Source organism: Bradyrhizobium sp. HKCCYLS1011, assembly GCF_051167795.1.
Classification (GTDB): Bacteria; Pseudomonadota; Alphaproteobacteria; order Rhizobiales; family Xanthobacteraceae; genus Bradyrhizobium.
Map to the genome: position 1 here is coordinate 71,348 of NZ_JBNPTT010000016.1, position 19,313 is coordinate 90,660.

Below are 19,313 nucleotides of genomic sequence, written 5' to 3' on the forward strand. Positions count from 1 at the left end.
TTGGAGATCGTCTTTTCAGATCACCACTCATAGCATAGCTTCACGCAAGTGCCGCGGAGGATCATCCTGATGTCGACTATCTCACTACGACCGATTGTCGCTGCATTGGCCGTCGTGATCGGGATGGTTGCGGCCGCGCGTGCCGAGGATCTCAACGACTATCCGACCTCGGCGCGGGCCGAATATGTCTTCGGCTGCATGAAGGCCAACGGCGAAACCCGCCAGTCGATCGAGCAATGCTCTTGCTCGATCGATGTGATCGCCTCGATCCTTCCTTACGAGCGCTATGTCACCGCCGAAACCGTGCTGAGCATGTCGCAGGTGCGCAGCACGCTTGGCTCGGAGTTCCGGACCTCCGAACAGGCGGCGAGCGCGCTCAACGATCTCAGGCGGGCGCAGGCCGAAGCGGAAGTCAGGTGTTTCTGACGTTCGTGCATCCCTCAGCTGCCTGAGCCGTCGACCGGCCAGTCGTGCTCGAACACGTGGCCCTGGGTATCCCTGGCCTCGGCGCGGAACCGCTTGGCACCATTCGACACGTAAGTGAAGCGGATGTTCGGATCTTCCGAGATCGAGATGCCTCCCTCCATCGCGAGCACGAGATTGCCATCCTCTGACAGCTGCAGCTGATCGATGAAGAAGGCCGGGATGTACAGCTGGGTCAGCTGGTCCATCTGGAGCCCGGAATTGTTGGGGTGCCCGATCATGATCTGCGCTTCGCGAATGCCGCTCGATGCGCCGTCCGCGGCCTGTGCGAACTGGCGATAGCGCATCTGGCCGATATGGGCCTTGGCTTCGTCGGGATTCTTCGCAGCCGGTGCCGAGCAGCCGCCGGACGCCTTCACAAAAGTCTTGATCACATAAAGCTGGCCGTCGCTCAGCTCGGCGACCGCGTGCACGTTGGTATAGTTATTGACACGCACCCGCGTAGAGATCGCCGTCACATTGGCGTCGGAGCCGAGCGTGAACTTCGCGGCCATCGGCGCCGGGTTCTGGTCGATCACCAAAGTGATCGTCTTGATGCGGCGGCTGTCGACCGGACCAAGCTTGCTGCGCAGGGTGACGGGAACAAGCGAGGCATCTTCCGCCCGTGCCGGCATCTCGATCGCCAGCACATCGCTGCCGTCATTCATGGGCCGGTTGGCAAAGATGTCCTGCACCAGACCCGGCCAGGGATCATAGCTCTGGTCGCGCGTTTCGTCGGCTTTTGCAGGTGCGAAGGCGATCGTGAGAAGAGCGCCGAGCAGCGCGGCACGAAAGAGACTGAGGCCTGTCATGTCGCGTTCCTCCGGAGGTCGTGACGTGAACTCACAATATAGCGTGGTATCGCGTTCATTCCCATTCAAGTTCCGAAAATGCCGCCGTGGCGTTACGCGCGTGATAGTCGTCGAACAACGCCCAATTCGGCCGTTCCGACACGGCCGCCGTGGCGGCCTCGGCGATCGGCCGGCCGCGCGCGATCAATCCCCGAATGTCGGCGGCCAATGTGTCGAGGTAACGGCGCTCATCCACCAGCGCCGCCGGCCATGGGCTGATCGGCCCGTGTCCAGGGACGACGCGCTGCGCCGGCAGCGCGGACAGCCTTGCCATATCGCCAAGCCACCCGCGGAGGCTGCCATCGACAACCGGAATATGGTGCAGGAAAACCAGATCGCCGGCAAACAAGGTCCGGCTTTGCTCGTCGTAGACAGTAAGGTCGCTGTCGCTATGTGCGGTATTCCAGGCCTTCAGCGTGATAGTCCGACCGCCGAGATCAAGAGAGAGGCTGTCATCGACCAGTGTCGTGGGAGGAATGAGGCGGACGTCATCGATCAACGCCGCGCCCATGATCCGCCTGAAGGCCTCAATATAATGAGGCCCGCGCGCGGCCAAGGCGCGTGGCAGGTTCTTGGCGCCGACGAACGTCGTTCCATCCTGCGCGAAGGCGGCATTGCCGAACACATGATCCGGATGGGCGTGGGTGTTGATGACGTAGCGGATCGGCTTGTTGGTGCGGGCGCGGATCGCGGCGAGGAGTTCTTGTCCTTCGCGAACGCTGCCGCCGGTGTCGATCACGGCAACCGCCTGATCGCCGACGATGAAGCCGACATTGGCGATGCCGCCCTGGTTTTCGGCCGTCATCAGCGCAATCTGGCCGATGTGAACGTACACGCCCGGCGCGATCTCGTTGACTTCGATTTTCCGCTGTTCCGCGCGTGCTCCGGCGGTCAGCGCGACGGCGAGCAGGGCGGCCAAGCAGGCGGAGAGGCGAGCCATCATCCCGTTCCCGTCGTTGTCTTCCCATGCCGTGATAGGTGTGCGGCCAGTTGGCGATGTTTGCGGCGCAGCAAGTGGTCACATCTTCGCGATAACAGTGGCTGTTGCGTAGCAACGGCGCTCAGCCTAGCATTTTCCAAAATATTCGGATGCGCCTCACCGGGGATGGAAACAAGAATGATCAGACGTCAAAACTATGTCCGCTTTCTACCGGCTGTCGCGGCCATCGTCACTTTGCTCGCGCCATATGCGGCGCGGGCACAAAGCAGCGATGGCACCGATCTGTCGATCGAACTGGTCGATCCCAAGGTGCTGAGGGTCTGTGCCGATCCGCGCAACATGCCGTTCTCCGACGAGAAGGGCGAGGGATTTGAGAACAAGCTGGCGGAGCTGTTCGCGGCGAAGCTGCAGAAGAAGCTCGATTATACGTTTTTTCCGCAGGCCACGGGGTTCGTGCGGATGACGCTCGGCTCGCATCGCTGCGACGTCATCATGGGATTTCCCCAAGGCGACGATCTGGTCCAGAGCACCAGTCCCTATTATCGAACCTCCTATGCCATCGTGACCCGGCAGGGCTCCGATCTGGATGACGTCGCCACGCTGGAAGACGCCAAGCTGAAAGGCAAGCATATCGGGATCGTCGCGGGGACGCCGCCGGCGACCAATATGGCCTTGGCCGGCCTGATGACGACAGCAAAGCCCTATCCGCTGATGATCGACACCCGCGTCGATTCCTCGGCGGAAGCCATGATCAACGATCTGAAATCCGGCAATATTGATGCCGGCGTGCTGTGGGGCCCGATGGCCGGCTATTACGCCAGGCAGGCGAACCCGCCTTTGCATGTGACGCCGCTGGTCAACGAGACCTCGGGACCGAAGCTGGTCTATCGTATAGCCATGGGTGTGCGCGCCGCGGATCAGAACTGGCGGCGGCAGCTCAACAAGCTGATCCAGGAGAGCCAGCCGGAGATCAACCAGATCCTGCTCGCTTACGGCGTACCGCTCTTGGATGAGAGCAATCATCAGATCACCGCGGAGGCGGCGACCAAGTCGCCATGAGCGACCGGCGGCTTTACATCGCGTTCGCGGTCCTACTGCTGAGTGCGCAGGCACATGCAGACGATCGCGCGCGCGAGCCCGAGGGCTATCGCACGGAAAACTATCGTGCGCCGGTGCCAGCGACGCTGGCCGGCGCGCGCGTGCTCTCGACGGAGGAAGCCGAAGCGATCTGGCGCGCGAAATCGGGTGCCTTCGTCGACGTGCTGCCGCGTCCGCCCAAGCCGAAGAGCCTGCCTGCAGGCACGGTCTGGCGCGACCAGCCGCGGCGCGACATTCCCGGCAGCATCTGGCTGCCCGATACCGGCTACGGCATTCTCGCAGCCGCAACCGAGGACTATTTGAAGCGCGGGCTCGAGCGGATGTCCGGCGGCGACCGGGGCAGGTTTCTGGTGTTCTACTGCCTGGCCGATTGCTGGATGTCGTGGAATGCGGCCAAGCGCGCGCTGTCTTATGGCTATACGAACGTTGCCTGGTATCCCGAAGGCACAGACGGCTGGGCCGCCGCTGATCTGCCGCTCGCCGACGTGCAGCCCGAGCCGCGGCCGGAGGAGTGAGCGGAGGCTGGCGCGGCGGTCTCCGTGTGCTCCCTCTCTCCCCGTTCTTACGGGGAGAGGGTTGGGGTGAGGGGCAGACGCAGCAGTGGTGCAAGTAGTTAGACCCGTACCCCCTCACCCGGATTGCATCTGGCGATGCAATCCGACCTCTCCGCGCAAGCGGGGCGAGGTAAGAAAGTGCGCGGCTTGATCGGCAAAAAATGTGTGCATGCCCTAACGGTGCGAGAGAACGGTGCGGCGAGGCAGCTGCGACAGCTAGTGCATTTCCGCTGGTCGCATCGGCGGGCACCAGCCAACTACTCCATATCCTGCTGGATCTCGCGCGCGAGCGCGAACAGGCGCTGGTCGATCGCGGTCGGCACTTCGCAGACGAATTTCATCACGCGCCGGCGATCCTCGAAAATGCGCGTCTCCCAGGTCAGCTGATTGCTGAGCTCATCGACCTTCGCCTGATCAGGCGAGGCCGAACTCTGCAGCTCCTGCAGCGTGGTCGTATCGGCTCTGACTTTGTCGACCGCCTCGCGCTGCCTGCGCATCGTGCGCTCGAGCCCGTTCATGACCGAGGTCCGTTGCGCATTCAGCGTGTCGAACAGCCCGGCGAACAGCAGCTTGCCTTTGCGGGTCTTCTCATCGGGCGAGCCGGTGAGGAAATCCGCGATGTCCTTCTGGGCCTCTTCCATCGGGGTGCGTCGTGCCGCCAGCTTGCTTACCAATGCGGAAACCTTCGGGTCGTCTTTCCAGCTGGTGCCGACATCGTCGAGCGACGGCCCGGTCCAGACGGCGGCGACGGAAATCTCCGGCACCTTGGCCTGCTGGCAGGGCCAGTCCGGATAGCGCGGGTCGGCAGCGACCGCCGCTCCCGTCGAGGCGAGGGATGCAAATGCCACTGCAATCAGAAACCGCCGGCTCATGTTTCGCCTCCTGGTGCGCGCCGGACGAAGCCGCGCGACGGATCGTAGGCAAGGATCGCCCCGATCATAAAGGCAGCCGTGCAGCCGGCGACCACGGCAAGCGAGATCCAGTTGATCTTGCCGTAGAGCGCGAAGCGGATGAGTTCGACCGCGTGCGTGAACGGATTGGCCTCGCAGACATAGGCGAGCCACGGGCTGCCTTCCTCGACTCGCCAGAGCGGATAGAGCGCGGAGGATGCAAAGAACATCGGAAAGATCACGAAGTTCATGACCCCGGCGAAGTTCTCGAGTTGCTTGATGCCCGAGGAGATCAGCATGCCCAGCGCGCCGAGCATCAGGCCGGACAGGATCAGCGCCGGCAGCACGGTCAAGTAACCGATCGGCGGCGGCGTAATGTCCCAGAACCAGGCGATCAGCAGGAACGCGTAGACCTGCAGCACCGAGACGGCGGTGCCCGCAAGCAGCTTGCAGAAGAGAAGATACCAGCGCGGCAGCGGGCTCACCAGCAGCGTGCGCATGTTGCCCATCTCGCGATCGTACACCATCGACAGCGAGGACTGCATGCCGTTGAACAGCTGGATCATCGCCATCAGGCCGGGCGCGATATAGACCTCGTAGAGGATGTAGGTCTCGTAGGGCGGGATGATGGAAATGCCGAGCACCTGCCGGAAGCCGGCGGCAAAGATGAACAGCCAGACCAGCGGCCGCACCAGCGCGGAGACGAAGCGCTCGCGCTGATGCAAGAAGCGCAGGCCCTCGCGCCAGACGATCCCGGTCAGGCAGGTGACGTATTCGCCGGCCGAAAAGCCGCTCCGCGACGGATTAATGGCAGTGACGCTCATGGTTCAGAACTCCGTGCCGGGCTCGCCTGCCGTGGTCAGGCGCGCAAACGCGGCGTTGAGGTCCGAGGCGCCGGATTCGGAGACGACGCGCTGTACAGGCCCTTGCGCCAGCACGCGTCCCTGATGCAGCACGACGAGATCATCGTTTGGTGCAATCTCGTCGAACAGATGCGTGGCCCAGAGCACGCCGATGCCTTGGTCTGCGACCAGCTGCCGGACATGGCCGACGATGTCGGAGCGTGCCTTGACGTCGAGGCCGACGGTCGGCTCATCGAGCAGCAAGAGCCGTGGCCGGTGCAATAGCGCCCGGGCGATCTCGAGCCGCCGCATCTGCCCGCCGGAAAGATCACGCGCCTTGTTGCCGGTCCGGTCGGAAAGCCCGATCCGGGCCAACAGCTCGTCCGCACGCACGCGTGCGTCACGGCGCGAGATGCCGTGCAGGGCGGCGTGATAGAGCAGGTTCTGCATCAGCGACAGGTCGAGATCGAGCGTGCGCGGCTGGAACACGACCCCGAGCAGCCGCAAGGCCTCGCTCGGTGCCTTGCCGATGTCATGACCGAAAATGCTGATGTGTCCGCTTTGAACGGCGAACAGCCGCGTGATCAGCGAGAACAGCGTGCTCTTGCCGGCGCCGTTGAGCCCGAGAAGTGCCGTGAAGCTTGCGGGCTGCACATCAAAGCTGACGTCGTTCAGCGCCTTGCGTGCCCCGTATGAATGGCTGACGCCGGCAATCGAGAGCGCAGCAACAGCGCCTTGCGCGGGCTGCTCCCCAGCATTGGATCTTTGGTCAAGGGCTGAAGCGTCGCGCGTTGTCATGGCTGTGCAATCGTGATGCCCCAGGGCAATTCGCCGACCTGGATGGTCTTGATCACCTTCTGCGCGGCGACGTCGATGACGGAAACGTCGTTGGAGACGCCGTTGGTCACCATGAGATATTTTTCGTCGGGGGTGAACGCCAAGTGCCAGACGCGCTGACCGACCAGCAGATATTTCTTGACCTCATGGCTGGTGGCGTCGACGACCGCGACGCGGTTGGCCGGGCCGAGCGCGACGAAGCCGGTCTTGCCATCCTTGGTGATGCTGATCCCGACTGGCTGGATGGCCTCGCTGCGCAGGCCGGGAATGGCGAATTTGATCTTGCCGGTCACCTCGCGTTTGGCCGGATCGATGATCGAGACCGTCCCGCCGATCTCGGCGGAGACCCAAAGCTCAGACCCATCCTGCTTGAACTCGGCGAAGCGCGGCCGCGCATCCACCAGCACGTTGGCGACGATCTGGCGCGTTCCGGTGTCGATAAAATGCGCCATGTTGGTGGTCTCTGACGTACAGATCAGGAACTTGCCGTCAGGGCTGACGGTCATGCCCTCGGGCTCCACCCCGACCTGGACGTCGCCGATGCGCGCGCGCTTCTGCAGGTCGATGATGGTGACGGTGTTGTCGTTCTCATTGGCGACGTAGAGGGTCTTGCCGGCGGCATCCTGGGTGAACAGCTCGGGATCCGGACCGGAGGGCAGGGTGTCCGTCACCTCCTGCGTCTTGGTATCGATCAGTTGGATCGTGTCGTCGTCGCCGACCGCGACCATGACGAACTTGCCGTCGCGGGTAAACTCGATGCCGCGCGGCCGCTGCCCGACCTTGATGGTCTTGGTGACGGTCCAACTGTCGGTGTCGATCACGGAGACCGTATTGCCCTTCTCGTTGGAGATATAGGCGACGAAAGCGGACACGGGCGCGGTTGGCGCGAGCCACAGCGCGCCAGCCAGTGAGGTCGAGATGCATGTTGCAACGAACTTGTTGGCCGACATCTTCGGAATACGCCTCACTGCAATTTACATTTCGTTTCGGGGCGATCGACGCCGAGCGTGTCGAGCTCGGAGAACTGGTGCAGGAAGCCCTCCTGCGGCGAGACCGAGACGATCATGCGCCCGTCGGCCAAGAGAATGGGCTGGCGAAGCTGCAGGTTCCAGTCGCGCAGGGTCAGCCTGGTGCCCTTGAAGGCGGCGATCGAGAAATTCGGTCCCTTGATGAAGTCGCTCAGCGCCTTGGCATCGCCTGAGTTGGTGCGCGAGGCCGCTTCGCCGATCATCCGCACGGCCGTCCAGGCCTGCATGTCCAGCGCGTTCATGCGACGCGACGCCAGCTTCACGAAGCGGTTCTGCAGCTGCGTTGCGCCCCACTGGTCCTGCGCAGGGTCCCAGCTGGTTGGCTTCAGTCCGGCCGAGCCGGCCACCGGGCGCGGATCCCAGGTCCGATAGGGCAAATAGGAGGCAAAGACCTCGCTTTCGTCGGCCGCGACCAGCACGTCATAGCTCGGAGCCCGCTGCGTGAACACCGGCATCTGCCGCTGGATCAGGGTGACGCCGCTATCTGTGCGGCGTGCGCCGCCGGTGTCCTCGAAGGTGCGCTCCTCGACGATCTTGGCGCCGAAACGGGTGGCGGCGCGGCGCAACGCATCGGCGAACAACTTGTCGTTGTCGTGTGAGCCGGTCACCAGCAGCCAGCGCTTCCACTGCTTCCACACCAGATATTGCGCGAGACCGTCGGCGAGCATGGAGCGAGTTGGCGCGACATGAATCACGTTGGCGCGGCAGTCCTGCTCGCGCAGGCGGTCGTCGGTGGCACCGACATTGAGCAGCGTGACACCGCGCGCGCGCAATGCGTCCGCAACCTTCAACAAGGCATCGGCGGGCAGGTCGGCCAGGATGAAGCTGGCCTTGGTGGCAAGATCGTTGGCAGCTTGCGCAGGATCTTCTTCATCCTTCACACGGCGATCGAGCAGCGTGAAGCGCTGGTTGAGAAACTTGCCAGTGGTGTTGTTGTCCTCAATCGCGAGCCTTGCGCCGGCGACTCCGTCGTCCGCGGCCGGCTGGTCGACCGGTGACAAGGTTTGCGGCACGGTTGCGCGACCCAGGTAACCGATCGCAATGTCGACCGGCTCCGCCGCCACGGCAGATGTTGCAAAGGCGGCAAGGCCGATCGCGCCGATCAGCAACCGGATTGCAGGTCCTCCCAATGTTCCCTCGCTTCTCCTGGAGCGTTTCTCCTTGCAAGATGAACGAATTGGCCTAGCTTGCAACCCCACTTTCGTTTGCACGACGCTATTTCGGATCACGACCGTGAAATTGGCCGCCTTATCGACTTTGTTGATGCTGCTCGTTGCGGCCCCGCTGCGCGCCGAACCGCCGAAGGTCGTGGTCTTCGACTTCGAACTGATCGATACCAGCCTGCAGGGCGAGGTGCAGGGACCCCGGCAGGACGAGGCGGCGCGCATGGCCCGGGCAGCGGAGCAGCTGCGCCAGGCGTTGGAGCAGTCCGGCCGATATCGCGTGGTCGATCTCGGCCCGGTCAGGGATGCGGCGCACAACAGCAATCTCCAGGCCTGCGGCGGCTGCGACGTCAAGCTGGCCGCGCAGTTAGGGGCCGATCTCGAGATCACCGGCGTCGTGCAGAAGGTCTCCAACCTCATCCTCAACATGAACATCTATCTGCGTGACGTTCACACCGGCTCGCCGGTTGCGGCGATGAGTGCCGACATGCGCGGCAATACCGACGAGTCCTGGTCCCGCACGATGGATTGGCTGGTCCGCAATCGGGTGCTGGCGCCGAACTACGGTGCGCCGCAGGCGCAGTGAATCAGGAGCTGGCGAATGGTGATCAGGGCGCGGGTGATCACCGCTTTTTGGCCGGCCGCGAGACGCCTTCAGCTGCCGAGCCGTGCTGCGTGCCAGCGCAGATGATCGCACATGAAGGTGGAGATGAAGTAGTAGCTGTGGTCGTAGCCTTCCTGCCGGCGCAGCAGCAGCGGAATGTTGGCCTTTTCGCAGGCGGCCTGCAAAAGCTGCGGCCGGAGCTGCTCGTTGAGGAACTGGTCGGCATCGCCATAATCAACCAGGAGATCGGAGAAGCGCGCGCCGTCTTCAATCAGCGCGACGGCGTCGTGCTTGCGCCAGGCCTGCTTGTCATCGCCGAGATAGCCACCGAGCGCCTTGTTGCCCCACGGCACCTGGGAGGGTGCGACGATCGGCGCAAACGCGCTGGCCGCGCGATAGCGATCGGGATTGCGCAACGCCACGGTCAGCGCACCGTGTCCACCCATCGAGTGGCCCATGATCGATTGACGGCGGGAATCGATGGGGAAATGCGTTGCGATCACGCTCGGCAGTTCCTCGGTCACGTAGCTCCACATGCGATAATTGCGCGCATAGGGCTCCTTCGTCGCATCGACATAGAAGCCGGCGCCAAGACCAAAATCATAGGCGTTGTTTGCGTCGCCCGGCACGCCTTCGCCTCGCGGGCTGGTGTCGGGCGCGACGAAGACGAGGCCGAGCTCGGCGCAGGCGGCGCGGAATTCACCCTTCTCGGTGACGTTGGCGTGCGTGCAGGTCAGGCCGGACAGATACCAGACCACGGGAAGCTTGGCGCCTTCGGCATGCGGCGGCACGAACACCGAGAAGGTCATCTCGGTCTTGGTTTCGGCGCTGGCGTGCCGGTAGACGCCCTGCGTGCCGCCGTGGGATTTGTTGGTGGAAACCGTCGTAAGCGTCATCGTTGATATCCTGTGAGGGGAGGGCGGCCGCGTGGATCAGCCGACGCCATGCGCGATCGCGAGACGGACCAGCTCGCCGGAGGTTTTCACCCCGAGCTTGTGACGAATGATCGAGGCGGTGTTGGCGACGGTCTTGTAGGAGGACTGAATGAGCCAGGCGATCTCCGACAGGCTCTTGCCGGCGCTGAGCAGCCGCAGGATCTCCATCTCGCGCGGATTGAGCTTCGCAAGCGGACTCTGCGCAAAGGTCGGGCCGGCAAAGGCGATGCTGCGCGCGATCGCGGGCGGCAGATAGGTCTCTCCGCGCCCGACCTGGCGGATCGCCTCGACCAGATCGTTGGGATCGCCGCTCTTCGAGACATACCCCTTGGCGCCGACGTCGATGGCACGTGCCGCGAAAGCCGGATCGTCGTTCATGCTGAACATGATCAGCCGCGCACCCGCCTCGTGCGCGAGGATGCGGCGTGCGAGTTCGAAGCCCGAGACGGTCGGCAGGTTGATGTCGATGACGGAAACCTCCGGGCGCTCGGCAAGGAAGGCCTGCTCACCGCTTTCGGCGTCCGAGGCTTCGAGCAGCACCACATCCGCCTCGCCCGAGAGCACGGCGCGGCAGCCAGATGCGACAATGGGATGATCATCGACGATCAGAACGCGCATGCCTTGGGTTCCCACAGTGTTGCATCGCTTGTTGCAGTGCATCAAAGGTGCATCGCGTGCAATGTCGTGCTTGGATTAGATCGCCCGCCGATTTGTCTGTCAATGTCGGCGGGCTAAGTGAAACCAGACGCATCGCGGATCAACAAATGTGGCACAATTTGTCCTTGCGCGCGCGGATCAACCTGCTGCTTGCACTGGTGCTGACGCTTGGACTTGCGGTCAACATCGGCAGGCTGGTTTGGGAGGCCGGTCCGCGCGTGCGCGCGGAGGATCAGAGCGTGATCCGGCTGGCGCGCGGCTTCGTCGAGACCATCGTCACGGGGCTGAACGAAGCACAGGATCCGGACGCACAACTGAAGCGCATCGTCGGCGATCTGAGCCAGCTTCGTCACGTCAGCGTCACCAGGCAGAATGCTTCGCTGGTACAGAGCACCGATCGCTCGGGTGAAGACATGCGGGCGGCGCCGGATTGGTTCGTCGCGTTGGTGCATCCGGCGAAAACATCCGTCGTCGTTCCCGTTATGATTGCAGGACAGCCGGACAGGTTGGTGATCACGTCGCATCCCGACGATGAGATTGCCGAGATCTGGGACGGCATTCTGACCCAGCTTGTGGTGGGATCGGTCATCGCGACCGTTTTGTTCCTGATCACCATGCGCGTCGTCGATCGCGCGCTGTCGCCACTTGCCGACCTGTCGCGGGCAATGGCCGAGATCGAGGGCGGCGCCTATGACGCCCGGGTGAAGCCGGGTGGATCGCCGGAGCTCGCCGCAATCTGTCAGAAGCTCAATCATCTCGCTGCAACTTTGGGGGAGGCGGTGGACGAGAAGCGGCGCCTCGCGGAACGTACGGTGTCGTTGCAGGATCACGAACGCAAGGAGATCGCCCGCGAATTGCATGACGAATTCGGGCCACACCTGTTCGCGCTGCGCGCGCATGCCAGCGCCCTGATGCGGCTCGCCGAAGCCGGCGCGGTCGATGTCGCGGCGATGCGCAGGCACGGGCAGGCGATCCTCGACCAGGTGAACGCCGTTCAGCAGTTCAACCGCCGTATTCTGGAGCGGTTGCGGCCGATCGGGCTCGCTGAGTTGGGTTTGCGCGAGGCCTTGGGGGCGCTCGTCCGGCTATGGCGAGAGGCGCGGCCTGAGGTTGCGATCAAGACCCGGATTTCGGATGCGCTCGGCGCGCATGGCGAAACCGGCGATCTGACGATTTATCGCGTGGTGCAGGAATCGCTCACCAACGTGTTTCGCCACGCTGAGGCGACCGCCGTCGATGTCGCCATCGAGCCGGCGACGCCGGAGAGCTACCTACGTGGCGGCCGCAGCTACACGCGTGTTTGCATTCGCGACGACGGCCGCGGATTGTCGCCCGATCACAAGCTCGGCTTCGGCTTGACCGGCATGCGCGAGCGCTTGCTTGCGCTCGGCGGCAACCTGACTGTCGCGTCGGTCGAGCGCGGGGTTGTTGTCGAAGCCATCGTTCCTGCGGACGCGGCCTGATGCCGACCTTTCCTGGCGAGCGATCCCAAACGTCCGCGCAGGAACCATCATTGGATCAGCGAATTTGACGAGCAAGACGCGGCAGGCGTGACCCGTATTCCCGGGCCAGTGACTGCCTTTGCTTTGCGGTGATCAGATGATGAAGAGGTTGATCGCGTTAGGCCTCCCCGTCTTGCTGGCGGCGTGGCCTCTCCATCACGCGCTGGCGCGCGACGATGGCCGCTATGCCAACTCGCCCCTGAAGGCCTGGTTCGATAGTTTGAAAAGCGGACGCGGACCGTGTTGTTCGGACGCCGACGGTCTTGCTGTGTCCGATCCCGACTGGGACATGCAAGGCACGCATTATCGGGTGCACCTCGATGGGGAGTGGATCGTCGTACCGGACGATGCCGTCATCACGGAGCCCAATCGCTCGGGCCGCACAATGGTGTGGCCGATCAAGGGCTCGCTCGGCACCTCGATCCGCTGTTTTATGCCGGGGAATCTCAGTTGAACGAGCGGGACTGCCCGCGCGATGACCGACCTCGATCGGAACAAGGAGCTGAGTCCTCGCGGGCAACGGCGCGGGATCGGGGCCACCATGCTGATCGCGGTGATTGCAGCCCTCGTCATCGTCGCGGCCCTGTTCTGGCTCGCGCCGTGGCGCAACCAGACCGCGAGCGACAGCGCCAACAGCTACACGTCGACCATCGGCCAAGGCGCGGGCGGGCCGACCGGTCCGGCGCCGACCATGCCGGGGCAGGCTGCGCCGAACGACAGCCGCAAGCGTTAGCGATGGCCGGCCTCTGCAACGGCGGGCTGAATCGGCGCTAACTTGCTTGGAACTACATCCCGTGCTGGACATTGCTGTCTCGGGTCGCGTCTACAGGACGTGCCTGCACGGCCTAGCCTCGCTGCGCCAGCCCCGGAGGGGCGGGCCGTGCACCGCCTCTCGGGTGAGATCGTGTTCATGGACCAGCCGACGGACGAAAAGCTGAGTGAGCGGGCTCATCAGCTCTGGGAACAGGCCGGCCGGCCCGAAGGCCGACAGGATGAGTTCTGGTATCAGGCCGAGCAGGAGCTGCGGGAGATGGAGCGGCTGCGCGAGCAGGCCGAGGCGCCGCCGCCGACCATCCTGCCCGGTTGAGCTCCTGTAATCGAACGTCATTTCCGACGTGGCCAGGCTCCTCCGCGATCAGGCGGTGTGGCCAGGATCGACGTGGTCAGGCGTCTTCTTATTGCGTTGCGGTGTCATCTTCGCCGGATCGGGTCCGCCGGGAACGCCGCGCGGGCCGAGCTGGTCACGCTGAATATCGTCTTCCGAACGTTCGGGTTCGCGGCCGTTGGGCTCAACTGGTCTGATCATGCCGATGGTCCTTCCCGGTGGATGTCAGGAGCAATGCGCCGCTGGGCTGCGTGTTCCGAAGCGCCGAAGCACAGGACATTTGGAACGGCCGATCCTGCTCTGCGTCTGCAGTGCCGAGAGCCACGGAGATCGATGCCCGTGCGGAACCATGTCGAGGAGAATCCCATGAAGGTCTCTGACGTGATGACCACTGACGTTCAGCTTTGCACCCCCGACGACACGTTGAAGGATGCCGCCGAGGCGATGGCGGCGCTCGATATCGGACTGTTGCCGGTCACCGATCATGACCGTCTGGTCGGTATGATCTCCGACCGCGATATTGCCGTGCGCGCTGTCGCCGCCGGCCGTGGCCCGGAAACCAAGATCCGTGAGATCATGACGCCCGAGGTCAAATACTGCTTCGACGATCAGGAGCTCGAGGACGTATCCTGGAATATGGGCGATATCCAGGTGCGGCGATTGCCGGTGCTCAATCGCGACAAGCGGCTGGTGGGCATCATCTCGCTCGGCGATATCGCGCGCACGCGTGACGGCGATGCGACGGCTGCCTCTCTCAATCAGATTTCGCGGCCGGGCGGCCAGCATTCGCAAGCACTTTGATTCGCCGCGCGACCACATCGATCCAGCGTTGTCAGCAGGAGCGCCTGATGTCCGATTATCCTCGCCCGCCATTTCCGCCGCAGTCGCAGGACATGCCGGGGACGAGCGCGGCGATGCAGCCGCGTCCCGATTGCGGCGAAAGCAGCTACAAGGGCTGTGGCCGCCTGCAGGGCAAGAAGGCCGTCATCACCGGCGGGATAGTGGGATCGGGCGCGCCGTCGCGATCGCCTATGCCCGCGAAGGTGCCGACATCCTGATCGCCTATCTCAACGAGCATGAGGATGCCAAGGAAGTGAAGGCGTTGATCGAGAAGGAAGGACGAAAGGTCGTCCTCGTCGCGGGCGACTTGCAGGATCCTGCCCATTGTCGCGCGGTGATCAAGCGTGCAGTCGAAGAGCTCGGCGGCATCGACATTCTCGTCAACAACGCCGCGCATCAGGCGACGTTTGCGGACATCGGCGATATCTCTGACGAAGAACGGGAGGCGACCTTCCGCACCAACATCCACGCGATGTTCTACCTGACCAAGGCTGCTGTGCCGCACATGAAGCCGGGCAGCGCGATCGTGAATACCGCGTCGGTCAATTCGGACATGCCCAATCCCAGTCTGCTCGCCTATGCAACCACCAAAGGCGCGATCCAGAATTTCACCGGAGGCCTGGCGCAGATGTTGGCGGAGAAAGGCATCCGCGCCAATGCGGTCGCGCCCGGTCCGATCTGGACGCCCTTGATCCCTTCCACCATGCCGGAAGAGAAGGTGAAGAGCTTCGGCCAGCAGGTGCCGATGAAGCGCGCCGGACAGCCGGCCGAGCTTGCGACCGCCTATATGATGCTTGCCGACCCGCTCTCCAGTTATATGTCGGGGACCACGGTCGCCGTGACCGGGGGCAAGCCGTTCATTTGAACGCTGAGTGCTGTTGGATTGCTTGTGCAGCTTGAGATCAGGAGCCCTCAAGCTCGTTGAAGGCTTCGCGCGTTGCGAAACGTGCTCGATGAGCGCACGCTGTATGATCGCGAATGCGCCTTGCAAGATCTCATGCGGAGGTCTCGCGTGCGCGGTGCAGCCCCGACGACATCTCGCGCCACCAGGCGTCGAGCGCGTCTCGCGACGGCTGCAAGGTCGTTCCGCAATTGGCCGTGAATGCCTGCCATTCTGCGACGCATTTCTCAGGAACGGCTGTCAGGACCGGTATTCCCGATACAATCGCTTGGGCGAGTTCATCGCGCAGCCCGCCACCGGCCGCTTCCTGCTTGGCGAATTTGTTGACCACAATCAGGTCGACCCGGGCGTCAATCGCCCGCTGAACGGCCACTGCGGCCTCGGCAAGACCGCCGGCGTCGAGCGTGCACGCCATGGCGCCGCTGCCGAGCGGCTGACAGATGGAGATCGCATGACCGTCCGCCAGATCGATTACTTCCATGCCGGTTTTCTTGCCGACGGCATCGCGGACATTGTTCTGGACGACACCGCCGACGCGAACACCCTGGCGCAGCAGTGCTTGCGCGAAATCCGAGAGTAGGCTGTCGGCATCGTCGGTCGGTCCATAAAGCACGGCCGCGAGGGGACCGAGATCGAGGTCAGCAGGATCTTGGATCATGGCGTCGCCTCCGCTTGCTTTGGCGTCATACGCTTTGCCGGCTCGGCGAGCCCGGAGATGTGATCGTCACGACGACGCTACGCGACCCGTCGCAGGTCTGCAACTGATGGCGTGCGCAATCGATGCTTATGCAACTGATGCGCCGATTCCCGGGCCGCGGCGGTATTGCTCGATCTCCGTGAAAAGCCCGCGGCCAACAATGTCAGGCCGCGGGCTTTTGAGACGCTTGCGGCTACTCGGCTGCCTGAACGAGGGGAAGCGCGGCCGCTTCGATCGCCACCGCGACCGACTGGATGATTGCGGCGAAACGGACCGCGGTCTGGATCGTGGCGGCGCTTACTCCGGCATCGTTCAGCGCCTTCTCATGCGCATCGATGCAGGTGCCGCAGCCGCTGATGGCGGAGACCGCCAGCGACCACAGCTCGAAATCGGCCTTGTCGACGCCCGGGTTGGCGATCACGTTCATGCGCAGCCGCGCCGGCATCGTGGCGTAGTCCTTGTTCGAGGCAAGGTGCACGAAGCGGTAATACACGTTGTTCATGGCCATGATCGCGGCCGCAGACTTTGCTGCCGCAAGTGCAGCCGGCGACAAGTGCTCGACGGCAGCCGCTTCCAACGCAGCCACGACAACCGGATTGCGGGTCGCGATCGCGCAAGCCACGAACAGGCCGTATTTCGCCTGCGGCGACAGGGTCTCGTCCGACGCCATCGACGACAGGTTCAACCTGACGTCCTTGGCGAAGTCCGGGATCTGGTCCTTCAGCTGGTCGATCGACATGATCAGGCGACCTTCAGCGTCGCACCGCCCACTTCACGGTTGCAGGGGCAGAGCTCGTCGGTCTGCAGCGCATCGAGCACGCGGAGCGTGTCCTTCGGGGCGCGGCCGACGTTGAGGTTGGTCGCATAGACGTGCTGGATCGTATTGTCGGGATCGACGATGAATGTGTACCGATAGGCGACCCCGTCCGGCGAACGCACGCCGAGACCATCGACCAGAGTGCCCTTGGTGTCGGCAAACTGCCAGATCGGCAGCTGGTGCAGGTCCTTGTGGTCGCGCCGCCAGGCCAGCTTGCAGAACTCGTTGTCGGTCGAACCGCCGAGCACGACGGCATCGCGATCCGCGAAGTCCTTCGACAGACGCGCGAATTCCGCGATCTCGGTCGGGCAGACGAAGGTGAAGTCCTTGGGATAGAAGAAGATGATCTTCCACTTACCGGGAAAGCTGCTTTCCGTCAGGGTTTCGAAGGCGCTCTCGCCCTTCTCCTCCTGGAAGTGAAAACCGGGCTTCACGCCGACGATTTCGAACGATGGTAACTTACTTCCAATTCCGAGCATGGTGCACTCCAAGAAATTACTGCGCTGCAATAGCGAGGCGTATTGTGCATTGCAAGCGATATGCCATTCACTTGCAACATCAGTGGATTGTCAGGAAAACAACAATCGGCAGCGTTATGCTGCCACTGCGTATTGTTGGCGTGTAGACCTGGAGAGGGCACACCGTTCCAGGCACCTCGGCCATGCATCAAGCGCATGCTGCAGTGCAGCTGCCGGGTGATCCGACGACGCGCTGATGAGTTGGTCTCGCTCCCGAAACTCGAAGGGAGAGAGCGGGCATGCAGGAATTGGTCGAGCGGATCTCCGGCCTGGCACCACAATGGGTGGTCGGACCTGGTTTGATTGCGGGCGCCATCATCGGCGCACTCTTGATCTACAAGGTCATCCGCGCGCTGGTGAGACGGACCATCGGTGCACGGAACTCGATCCTGCTGCCGATCCTGCAGCGAACCGCCGGACCTGCTCGCCTTGCTCTCTGTCTGATTGCCGTTGCGTTGGTCCTGCCGCTGGCGCCGCTGAGCGACGGCTGGCGACCGGCGCTGACGCATGTTTTCGCGGTCGCGACCATCGCGCTGATCGGCTGGATCACGATCCGCGTCGTCGATCTCGCCGCGACGCGCTATTTGCAGCGCTTCCGCAACGACATTGCCGAGAACTTCCTGGCGCGCAAGCATGTCACCCAGGTCCGGGTGTTCAAGCGCGTCACCGATACCCTGATCATCGTCGTCGCAGTATCGACTGCGCTGATGACGTTCGATTCGGTCAGGCAATATGGGGTCAGCCTGTTCGCCTCGGCCGGTGCCGCCGGTGTCATCGTCGGTCTCGCAGCGCGGCCGCTGCTCAGCAATCTGATTGCCGGCGTGCAGATCGCTGTCACCCAGCCGATCCGGATCGAGGACGCCGTGATTATCGAAAACGAGTGGGGCTGGGTCGAGGACATCGCCTCTACCTACGTTGTGATCCGGCTGTGGGACTGGCGGCGGATGGTGGTGCCGCTGTCCTATTTCATCGAGCGCCCGTTCCAGAACTGGACGCGCGATGCAGCCTCCTTGATCGGTTCGGTGATGTTGCATGTCGATTATGCGGCCGACGTGCCCAGGATCCGCAAGCGGCTCGAGGAGATCGTGAAGCAATCCAAATTGTGGGATGGCGCGGTGGTCAATCTGCAGGTCACCGACACCGACTCGCGCACCATGGAATTGCGTGCGCTGGTCAGCGCCCGCAACGCGCCTCAGGCCTGGGATCTGCGCTGCGAAGTCCGGGAGAAGCTCATCGCCTTCCTGCAGAAGGAGATGCGCGACGCGCTGCCGCGCGACCGCGCCGACATCTCGCCACCGCTTGCCGTGTACGAGGATCAGGCGCCGACGCGTTACACCGGCGCATCGCACTGAACGCGCGTTATCGGGCAGCGCTGCTCGCGAGCGGCCAGGCGCCGATGATGCGGAAGCGCGTGGCCGGATCGGATTGACGGAACAGGGCGATCGAATCGACGGCGAGCCGCGCGAGGCCGATCTCCGCAAAGCGTGCCTGCAGCATCGACAGGATCGACTCGCGACGCGCGGCCTCGAGCCGGCACGTCAATGTCATATGGAAGCGGAATTCCTCCATGACGTACGGGTAGCCCCAGGCATCGAGATATTCAAGCTGGCGCGGCGGCAGCGCCTCCGGTCGTCTGCGCGCGCGATCCTCTGACGTGATCGGCGCGCGGAAGGCGTCGAAGGCGCGGACGCAATCCGCTGCGAGTGCCTGAAGCGCGTCAGATCGATCGCCTGGCACGACCGCAATAAAGCCGCTGATCGCCGCCACCACCGGTCGGATGATCGGGATCGTGCGCGGCCTTGCTGCGAAGGCCGCGCACGCTGCGATCAGGTCAGCTTCGCTCTTTCCCATGGCGAGTCCGAACGGCGCTTTCAACGTCGCATGGAAGCCATATTTGCGCGCGTCTTCGGTCAGGTCGCGCCAGTCGGGGACGGCTTTCACAATCCGATCGGCAAATGCCACGTCACGACCGCTTCTTGCGTCATAACCGAGCAGAGCGTTGCCGAAGCCATCGAGCGGGCTCGCTGTGGGCGCATAATAGATCGCATAACGTGGAAATTGGGCCATTGTCG

General features: G+C 63.4%; 24 protein-coding genes and 1 pseudogene. 11 read left to right on the forward strand and 14 right to left on the reverse strand.

The annotated features are described in order from the left end of the window. The first annotated feature begins 69 nt into the window (after positions 1-69). Positions 70-426 (forward strand): hypothetical protein, encoded by a 357-nt coding sequence (locus tag ACQR1W_RS37700; RefSeq protein WP_434855508.1) that lies wholly within the window; start codon positions 70-72, stop codon positions 424-426. Positions 427-440: 14 nt separating this feature from the next. Here the strand turns inward: ACQR1W_RS37700 and ACQR1W_RS37705 are convergent, their stop codons facing one another. Next, positions 441-1,274: a quinoprotein dehydrogenase-associated SoxYZ-like carrier gene (locus ACQR1W_RS37705; protein ID WP_434855509.1), complete on the reverse strand. Its 834-nt coding sequence runs from the start codon at positions 1,272-1,274 to the stop codon at positions 441-443. Between the two features lie 55 nt (positions 1,275-1,329). Continuing rightward, a complete protein-coding gene (locus ACQR1W_RS37710; protein WP_434855510.1) occupies positions 1,330-2,253 on the reverse strand; it encodes a quinoprotein relay system zinc metallohydrolase 2 in 924 nt (307 codons plus the stop codon). 177 nt (positions 2,254-2,430) lie between these two features. Here ACQR1W_RS37710 and ACQR1W_RS37715 point away from each other — a divergent pair, with 177 nt between their 5' ends. Together ACQR1W_RS37715 and ACQR1W_RS37720 are read left to right on the forward strand one after the other, a co-directional pair. Continuing rightward, positions 2,431-3,312: a substrate-binding domain-containing protein gene (locus ACQR1W_RS37715; RefSeq protein ID WP_434855511.1), complete on the forward strand. Its 882-nt coding sequence runs from the start codon at positions 2,431-2,433 to the stop codon at positions 3,310-3,312. After that, positions 3,309-3,866, forward strand: a complete 558-nt coding sequence (locus ACQR1W_RS37720) for a PQQ-dependent catabolism-associated CXXCW motif protein (RefSeq protein ID WP_434855512.1) — start codon at positions 3,309-3,311, stop codon at positions 3,864-3,866. Before ACQR1W_RS37715 ends, ACQR1W_RS37720 begins: the two co-directional genes overlap by 4 nt. 296 nt (positions 3,867-4,162) lie before the next feature. On the opposite strand, the gene ACQR1W_RS37725 is transcribed toward ACQR1W_RS37720, so the two are convergent. Genes ACQR1W_RS37725 through ACQR1W_RS37745 form a run of 5 tightly spaced genes read right to left on the reverse strand, consistent with a single transcriptional unit; the run spans position 4,163 to position 8,632 of the window. Next, positions 4,163-4,777, reverse strand: a complete 615-nt coding sequence (locus ACQR1W_RS37725; RefSeq protein ID WP_434855513.1) for a hypothetical protein — start codon at positions 4,775-4,777, stop codon at positions 4,163-4,165. Further along, on the reverse strand, positions 4,774-5,619 hold the full coding sequence (locus ACQR1W_RS37730) for an ABC transporter permease (RefSeq protein WP_434855514.1): 846 nt from the start codon (positions 5,617-5,619) through the stop codon (positions 4,774-4,776). Before ACQR1W_RS37730 ends, ACQR1W_RS37725 begins: the two co-directional genes overlap by 4 nt. A 3-nt stretch (positions 5,620-5,622) precedes the next feature. Next, the gene (locus ACQR1W_RS37735) at positions 5,623-6,435 is read right to left on the reverse strand and encodes an ABC transporter ATP-binding protein (protein WP_434855515.1); all 813 of its coding nucleotides are present in this window, start codon (positions 6,433-6,435) and stop codon (positions 5,623-5,625) included. Then, the gene (locus ACQR1W_RS37740) at positions 6,432-7,424 is read right to left on the reverse strand and encodes a YVTN family beta-propeller repeat protein (protein WP_434855516.1); all 993 of its coding nucleotides are present in this window, start codon (positions 7,422-7,424) and stop codon (positions 6,432-6,434) included. Before ACQR1W_RS37740 ends, ACQR1W_RS37735 begins: the two co-directional genes overlap by 4 nt. A 14-nt stretch (positions 7,425-7,438) precedes the next feature. Further along, on the reverse strand, positions 7,439-8,632 hold the full coding sequence (locus ACQR1W_RS37745; RefSeq protein ID WP_434855517.1) for an ABC transporter substrate-binding protein: 1,194 nt from the start codon (positions 8,630-8,632) through the stop codon (positions 7,439-7,441). A 133-nt stretch (positions 8,633-8,765) separates the two neighbouring features. Here ACQR1W_RS37745 and ACQR1W_RS37750 point away from each other — a divergent pair, with 133 nt between their 5' ends. After that, on the forward strand, positions 8,766-9,251 hold the full coding sequence (locus ACQR1W_RS37750) for a DUF3280 domain-containing protein (protein ID WP_434855588.1): 486 nt from the start codon (positions 8,766-8,768) through the stop codon (positions 9,249-9,251). 68 nt (positions 9,252-9,319) lie between these two features. On the opposite strand, the gene fghA is transcribed toward ACQR1W_RS37750, so the two are convergent. Both fghA and ACQR1W_RS37760 read right to left on the reverse strand, forming a co-directional pair. Next, positions 9,320-10,165, reverse strand: a complete 846-nt coding sequence (gene fghA / locus ACQR1W_RS37755; protein ID WP_434855518.1) for an S-formylglutathione hydrolase — start codon at positions 10,163-10,165, stop codon at positions 9,320-9,322. Positions 10,166-10,201: 36 nt separating this feature from the next. Then, the gene (locus ACQR1W_RS37760) at positions 10,202-10,822 is read right to left on the reverse strand and encodes a response regulator transcription factor (protein WP_008973890.1); all 621 of its coding nucleotides are present in this window, start codon (positions 10,820-10,822) and stop codon (positions 10,202-10,204) included. A 146-nt stretch (positions 10,823-10,968) separates the two neighbouring features. On the opposite strand from ACQR1W_RS37760, the gene ACQR1W_RS37765 reads away from it, so the two are divergent. From ACQR1W_RS37765 to ACQR1W_RS37780, 4 genes are all read left to right on the forward strand, one after another. Next, complete coding sequence (locus ACQR1W_RS37765) at positions 10,969-12,324, forward strand: histidine kinase (protein WP_434855519.1); 1,356 nt, start codon at positions 10,969-10,971, stop codon at positions 12,322-12,324. A 136-nt stretch (positions 12,325-12,460) separates the two neighbouring features. Further along, the gene (locus tag ACQR1W_RS37770) at positions 12,461-12,817 is read left to right on the forward strand and encodes a hypothetical protein (protein WP_434855520.1); all 357 of its coding nucleotides are present in this window, start codon (positions 12,461-12,463) and stop codon (positions 12,815-12,817) included. 21 nt (positions 12,818-12,838) lie between these two features. Beyond that, positions 12,839-13,096 (forward strand): hypothetical protein, encoded by a 258-nt coding sequence (locus ACQR1W_RS37775; protein WP_434855521.1) that lies wholly within the window; start codon positions 12,839-12,841, stop codon positions 13,094-13,096. A gap of 177 nt (positions 13,097-13,273) precedes the next feature. Further along, on the forward strand, positions 13,274-13,450 hold the full coding sequence (locus tag ACQR1W_RS37780; RefSeq protein WP_434855589.1) for a DUF2934 domain-containing protein: 177 nt from the start codon (positions 13,274-13,276) through the stop codon (positions 13,448-13,450). 48 nt (positions 13,451-13,498) lie between these two features. On the opposite strand, the gene ACQR1W_RS37785 is transcribed toward ACQR1W_RS37780, so the two are convergent. Next, entirely contained in the window at positions 13,499-13,669 is a 171-nt protein-coding gene (locus ACQR1W_RS37785) for a hypothetical protein (RefSeq protein WP_434855522.1), read from the reverse strand. Positions 13,670-13,834: 165 nt separating this feature from the next. Here ACQR1W_RS37785 and ACQR1W_RS37790 point away from each other — a divergent pair, with 165 nt between their 5' ends. Next, entirely contained in the window at positions 13,835-14,269 is a 435-nt protein-coding gene (locus ACQR1W_RS37790; protein ID WP_434855523.1) for a CBS domain-containing protein, read from the forward strand. 47 nt (positions 14,270-14,316) lie between these two features. After that, positions 14,317-15,173: pseudogene (locus ACQR1W_RS37795) on the forward strand (SDR family oxidoreductase). A gap of 130 nt (positions 15,174-15,303) precedes the next feature. On the opposite strand, the gene ACQR1W_RS37800 reads toward ACQR1W_RS37795, so the two are convergent. From ACQR1W_RS37800 to ACQR1W_RS37810, 3 genes are all read right to left on the reverse strand, one after another. Beyond that, positions 15,304-15,867, reverse strand: coding sequence for a DUF2478 domain-containing protein (locus ACQR1W_RS37800; RefSeq protein ID WP_008973882.1), 564 nt, complete (start codon positions 15,865-15,867; stop codon positions 15,304-15,306). 232 nt (positions 15,868-16,099) lie between these two features. Then, positions 16,100-16,645, reverse strand: a complete 546-nt coding sequence (locus ACQR1W_RS37805; protein ID WP_434855524.1) for a carboxymuconolactone decarboxylase family protein — start codon at positions 16,643-16,645, stop codon at positions 16,100-16,102. 2 nt (positions 16,646-16,647) lie between these two features. Beyond that, entirely contained in the window at positions 16,648-17,202 is a 555-nt protein-coding gene (locus ACQR1W_RS37810) for a peroxiredoxin (RefSeq protein WP_008973880.1), read from the reverse strand. Positions 17,203-17,480: 278 nt separating this feature from the next. Here ACQR1W_RS37810 and ACQR1W_RS37815 point away from each other — a divergent pair, with 278 nt between their 5' ends. Beyond that, positions 17,481-18,593 carry a mechanosensitive ion channel family protein gene (locus tag ACQR1W_RS37815; RefSeq protein WP_434855525.1) on the forward strand — a complete coding sequence of 371 codons (1,113 nt, stop codon included), beginning with the start codon at positions 17,481-17,483 and terminating at the stop codon, positions 18,591-18,593. A 7-nt stretch (positions 18,594-18,600) separates the two neighbouring features. On the opposite strand, the gene ACQR1W_RS37820 is transcribed toward ACQR1W_RS37815, so the two are convergent. Then, on the reverse strand, positions 18,601-19,308 hold the full coding sequence (locus ACQR1W_RS37820; protein ID WP_434855526.1) for a DUF1045 domain-containing protein: 708 nt from the start codon (positions 19,306-19,308) through the stop codon (positions 18,601-18,603). Positions 19,309-19,313: the final 5 nt, after the last annotated feature.

Bases quoted from the DNA above. Each gene is read 5' to 3' on its own strand.
- ACQR1W_RS37700 (WP_434855508.1), top strand. From the start codon at position 70: ATGTCGACTATCTCACTACGACCGATTGTCGCTGCATTGGCCGTCGTG.
- ACQR1W_RS37705 (WP_434855509.1), bottom strand. From the start codon at position 1,274: ATGACAGGCCTCAGTCTCTTTCGTGCCGCGCTGCTCGGCGCTCTTCTC.
- ACQR1W_RS37710 (WP_434855510.1), bottom strand. From the start codon at position 2,253: ATGGCTCGCCTCTCCGCCTGCTTGGCCGCCCTGCTCGCCGTCGCGCTG.
- ACQR1W_RS37715 (WP_434855511.1), top strand. From the start codon at position 2,431: ATGATCAGACGTCAAAACTATGTCCGCTTTCTACCGGCTGTCGCGGCC.
- ACQR1W_RS37720 (WP_434855512.1), top strand. From the start codon at position 3,309: ATGAGCGACCGGCGGCTTTACATCGCGTTCGCGGTCCTACTGCTGAGT.
- ACQR1W_RS37725 (WP_434855513.1), bottom strand. From the start codon at position 4,777: ATGAGCCGGCGGTTTCTGATTGCAGTGGCATTTGCATCCCTCGCCTCG.
- ACQR1W_RS37730 (WP_434855514.1), bottom strand. From the start codon at position 5,619: ATGAGCGTCACTGCCATTAATCCGTCGCGGAGCGGCTTTTCGGCCGGC.
- ACQR1W_RS37735 (WP_434855515.1), bottom strand. From the start codon at position 6,435: ATGACAACGCGCGACGCTTCAGCCCTTGACCAAAGATCCAATGCTGGG.
- ACQR1W_RS37740 (WP_434855516.1), bottom strand. From the start codon at position 7,424: ATGTCGGCCAACAAGTTCGTTGCAACATGCATCTCGACCTCACTGGCT.
- ACQR1W_RS37750 (WP_434855588.1), top strand. From the start codon at position 8,766: ATGCTGCTCGTTGCGGCCCCGCTGCGCGCCGAACCGCCGAAGGTCGTG.
- fghA (WP_434855518.1), bottom strand. From the start codon at position 10,165: ATGACGCTTACGACGGTTTCCACCAACAAATCCCACGGCGGCACGCAG.
- ACQR1W_RS37760 (WP_008973890.1), bottom strand. From the start codon at position 10,822: ATGCGCGTTCTGATCGTCGATGATCATCCCATTGTCGCATCTGGCTGC.
- ACQR1W_RS37765 (WP_434855519.1), top strand. From the start codon at position 10,969: ATGTGGCACAATTTGTCCTTGCGCGCGCGGATCAACCTGCTGCTTGCA.
- ACQR1W_RS37770 (WP_434855520.1), top strand. From the start codon at position 12,461: ATGATGAAGAGGTTGATCGCGTTAGGCCTCCCCGTCTTGCTGGCGGCG.
- ACQR1W_RS37775 (WP_434855521.1), top strand. From the start codon at position 12,839: ATGACCGACCTCGATCGGAACAAGGAGCTGAGTCCTCGCGGGCAACGG.
- ACQR1W_RS37780 (WP_434855589.1), top strand. From the start codon at position 13,274: ATGGACCAGCCGACGGACGAAAAGCTGAGTGAGCGGGCTCATCAGCTC.
- ACQR1W_RS37785 (WP_434855522.1), bottom strand. From the start codon at position 13,669: ATGATCAGACCAGTTGAGCCCAACGGCCGCGAACCCGAACGTTCGGAA.
- ACQR1W_RS37790 (WP_434855523.1), top strand. From the start codon at position 13,835: ATGAAGGTCTCTGACGTGATGACCACTGACGTTCAGCTTTGCACCCCC.
- ACQR1W_RS37800 (WP_008973882.1), bottom strand. From the start codon at position 15,867: ATGATCCAAGATCCTGCTGACCTCGATCTCGGTCCCCTCGCGGCCGTG.
- ACQR1W_RS37805 (WP_434855524.1), bottom strand. From the start codon at position 16,645: ATGTCGATCGACCAGCTGAAGGACCAGATCCCGGACTTCGCCAAGGAC.
- ACQR1W_RS37810 (WP_008973880.1), bottom strand. From the start codon at position 17,202: ATGCTCGGAATTGGAAGTAAGTTACCATCGTTCGAAATCGTCGGCGTG.
- ACQR1W_RS37815 (WP_434855525.1), top strand. From the start codon at position 17,481: ATGCAGGAATTGGTCGAGCGGATCTCCGGCCTGGCACCACAATGGGTG.
- ACQR1W_RS37820 (WP_434855526.1), bottom strand. From the start codon at position 19,308: ATGGCCCAATTTCCACGTTATGCGATCTATTATGCGCCCACAGCGAGC.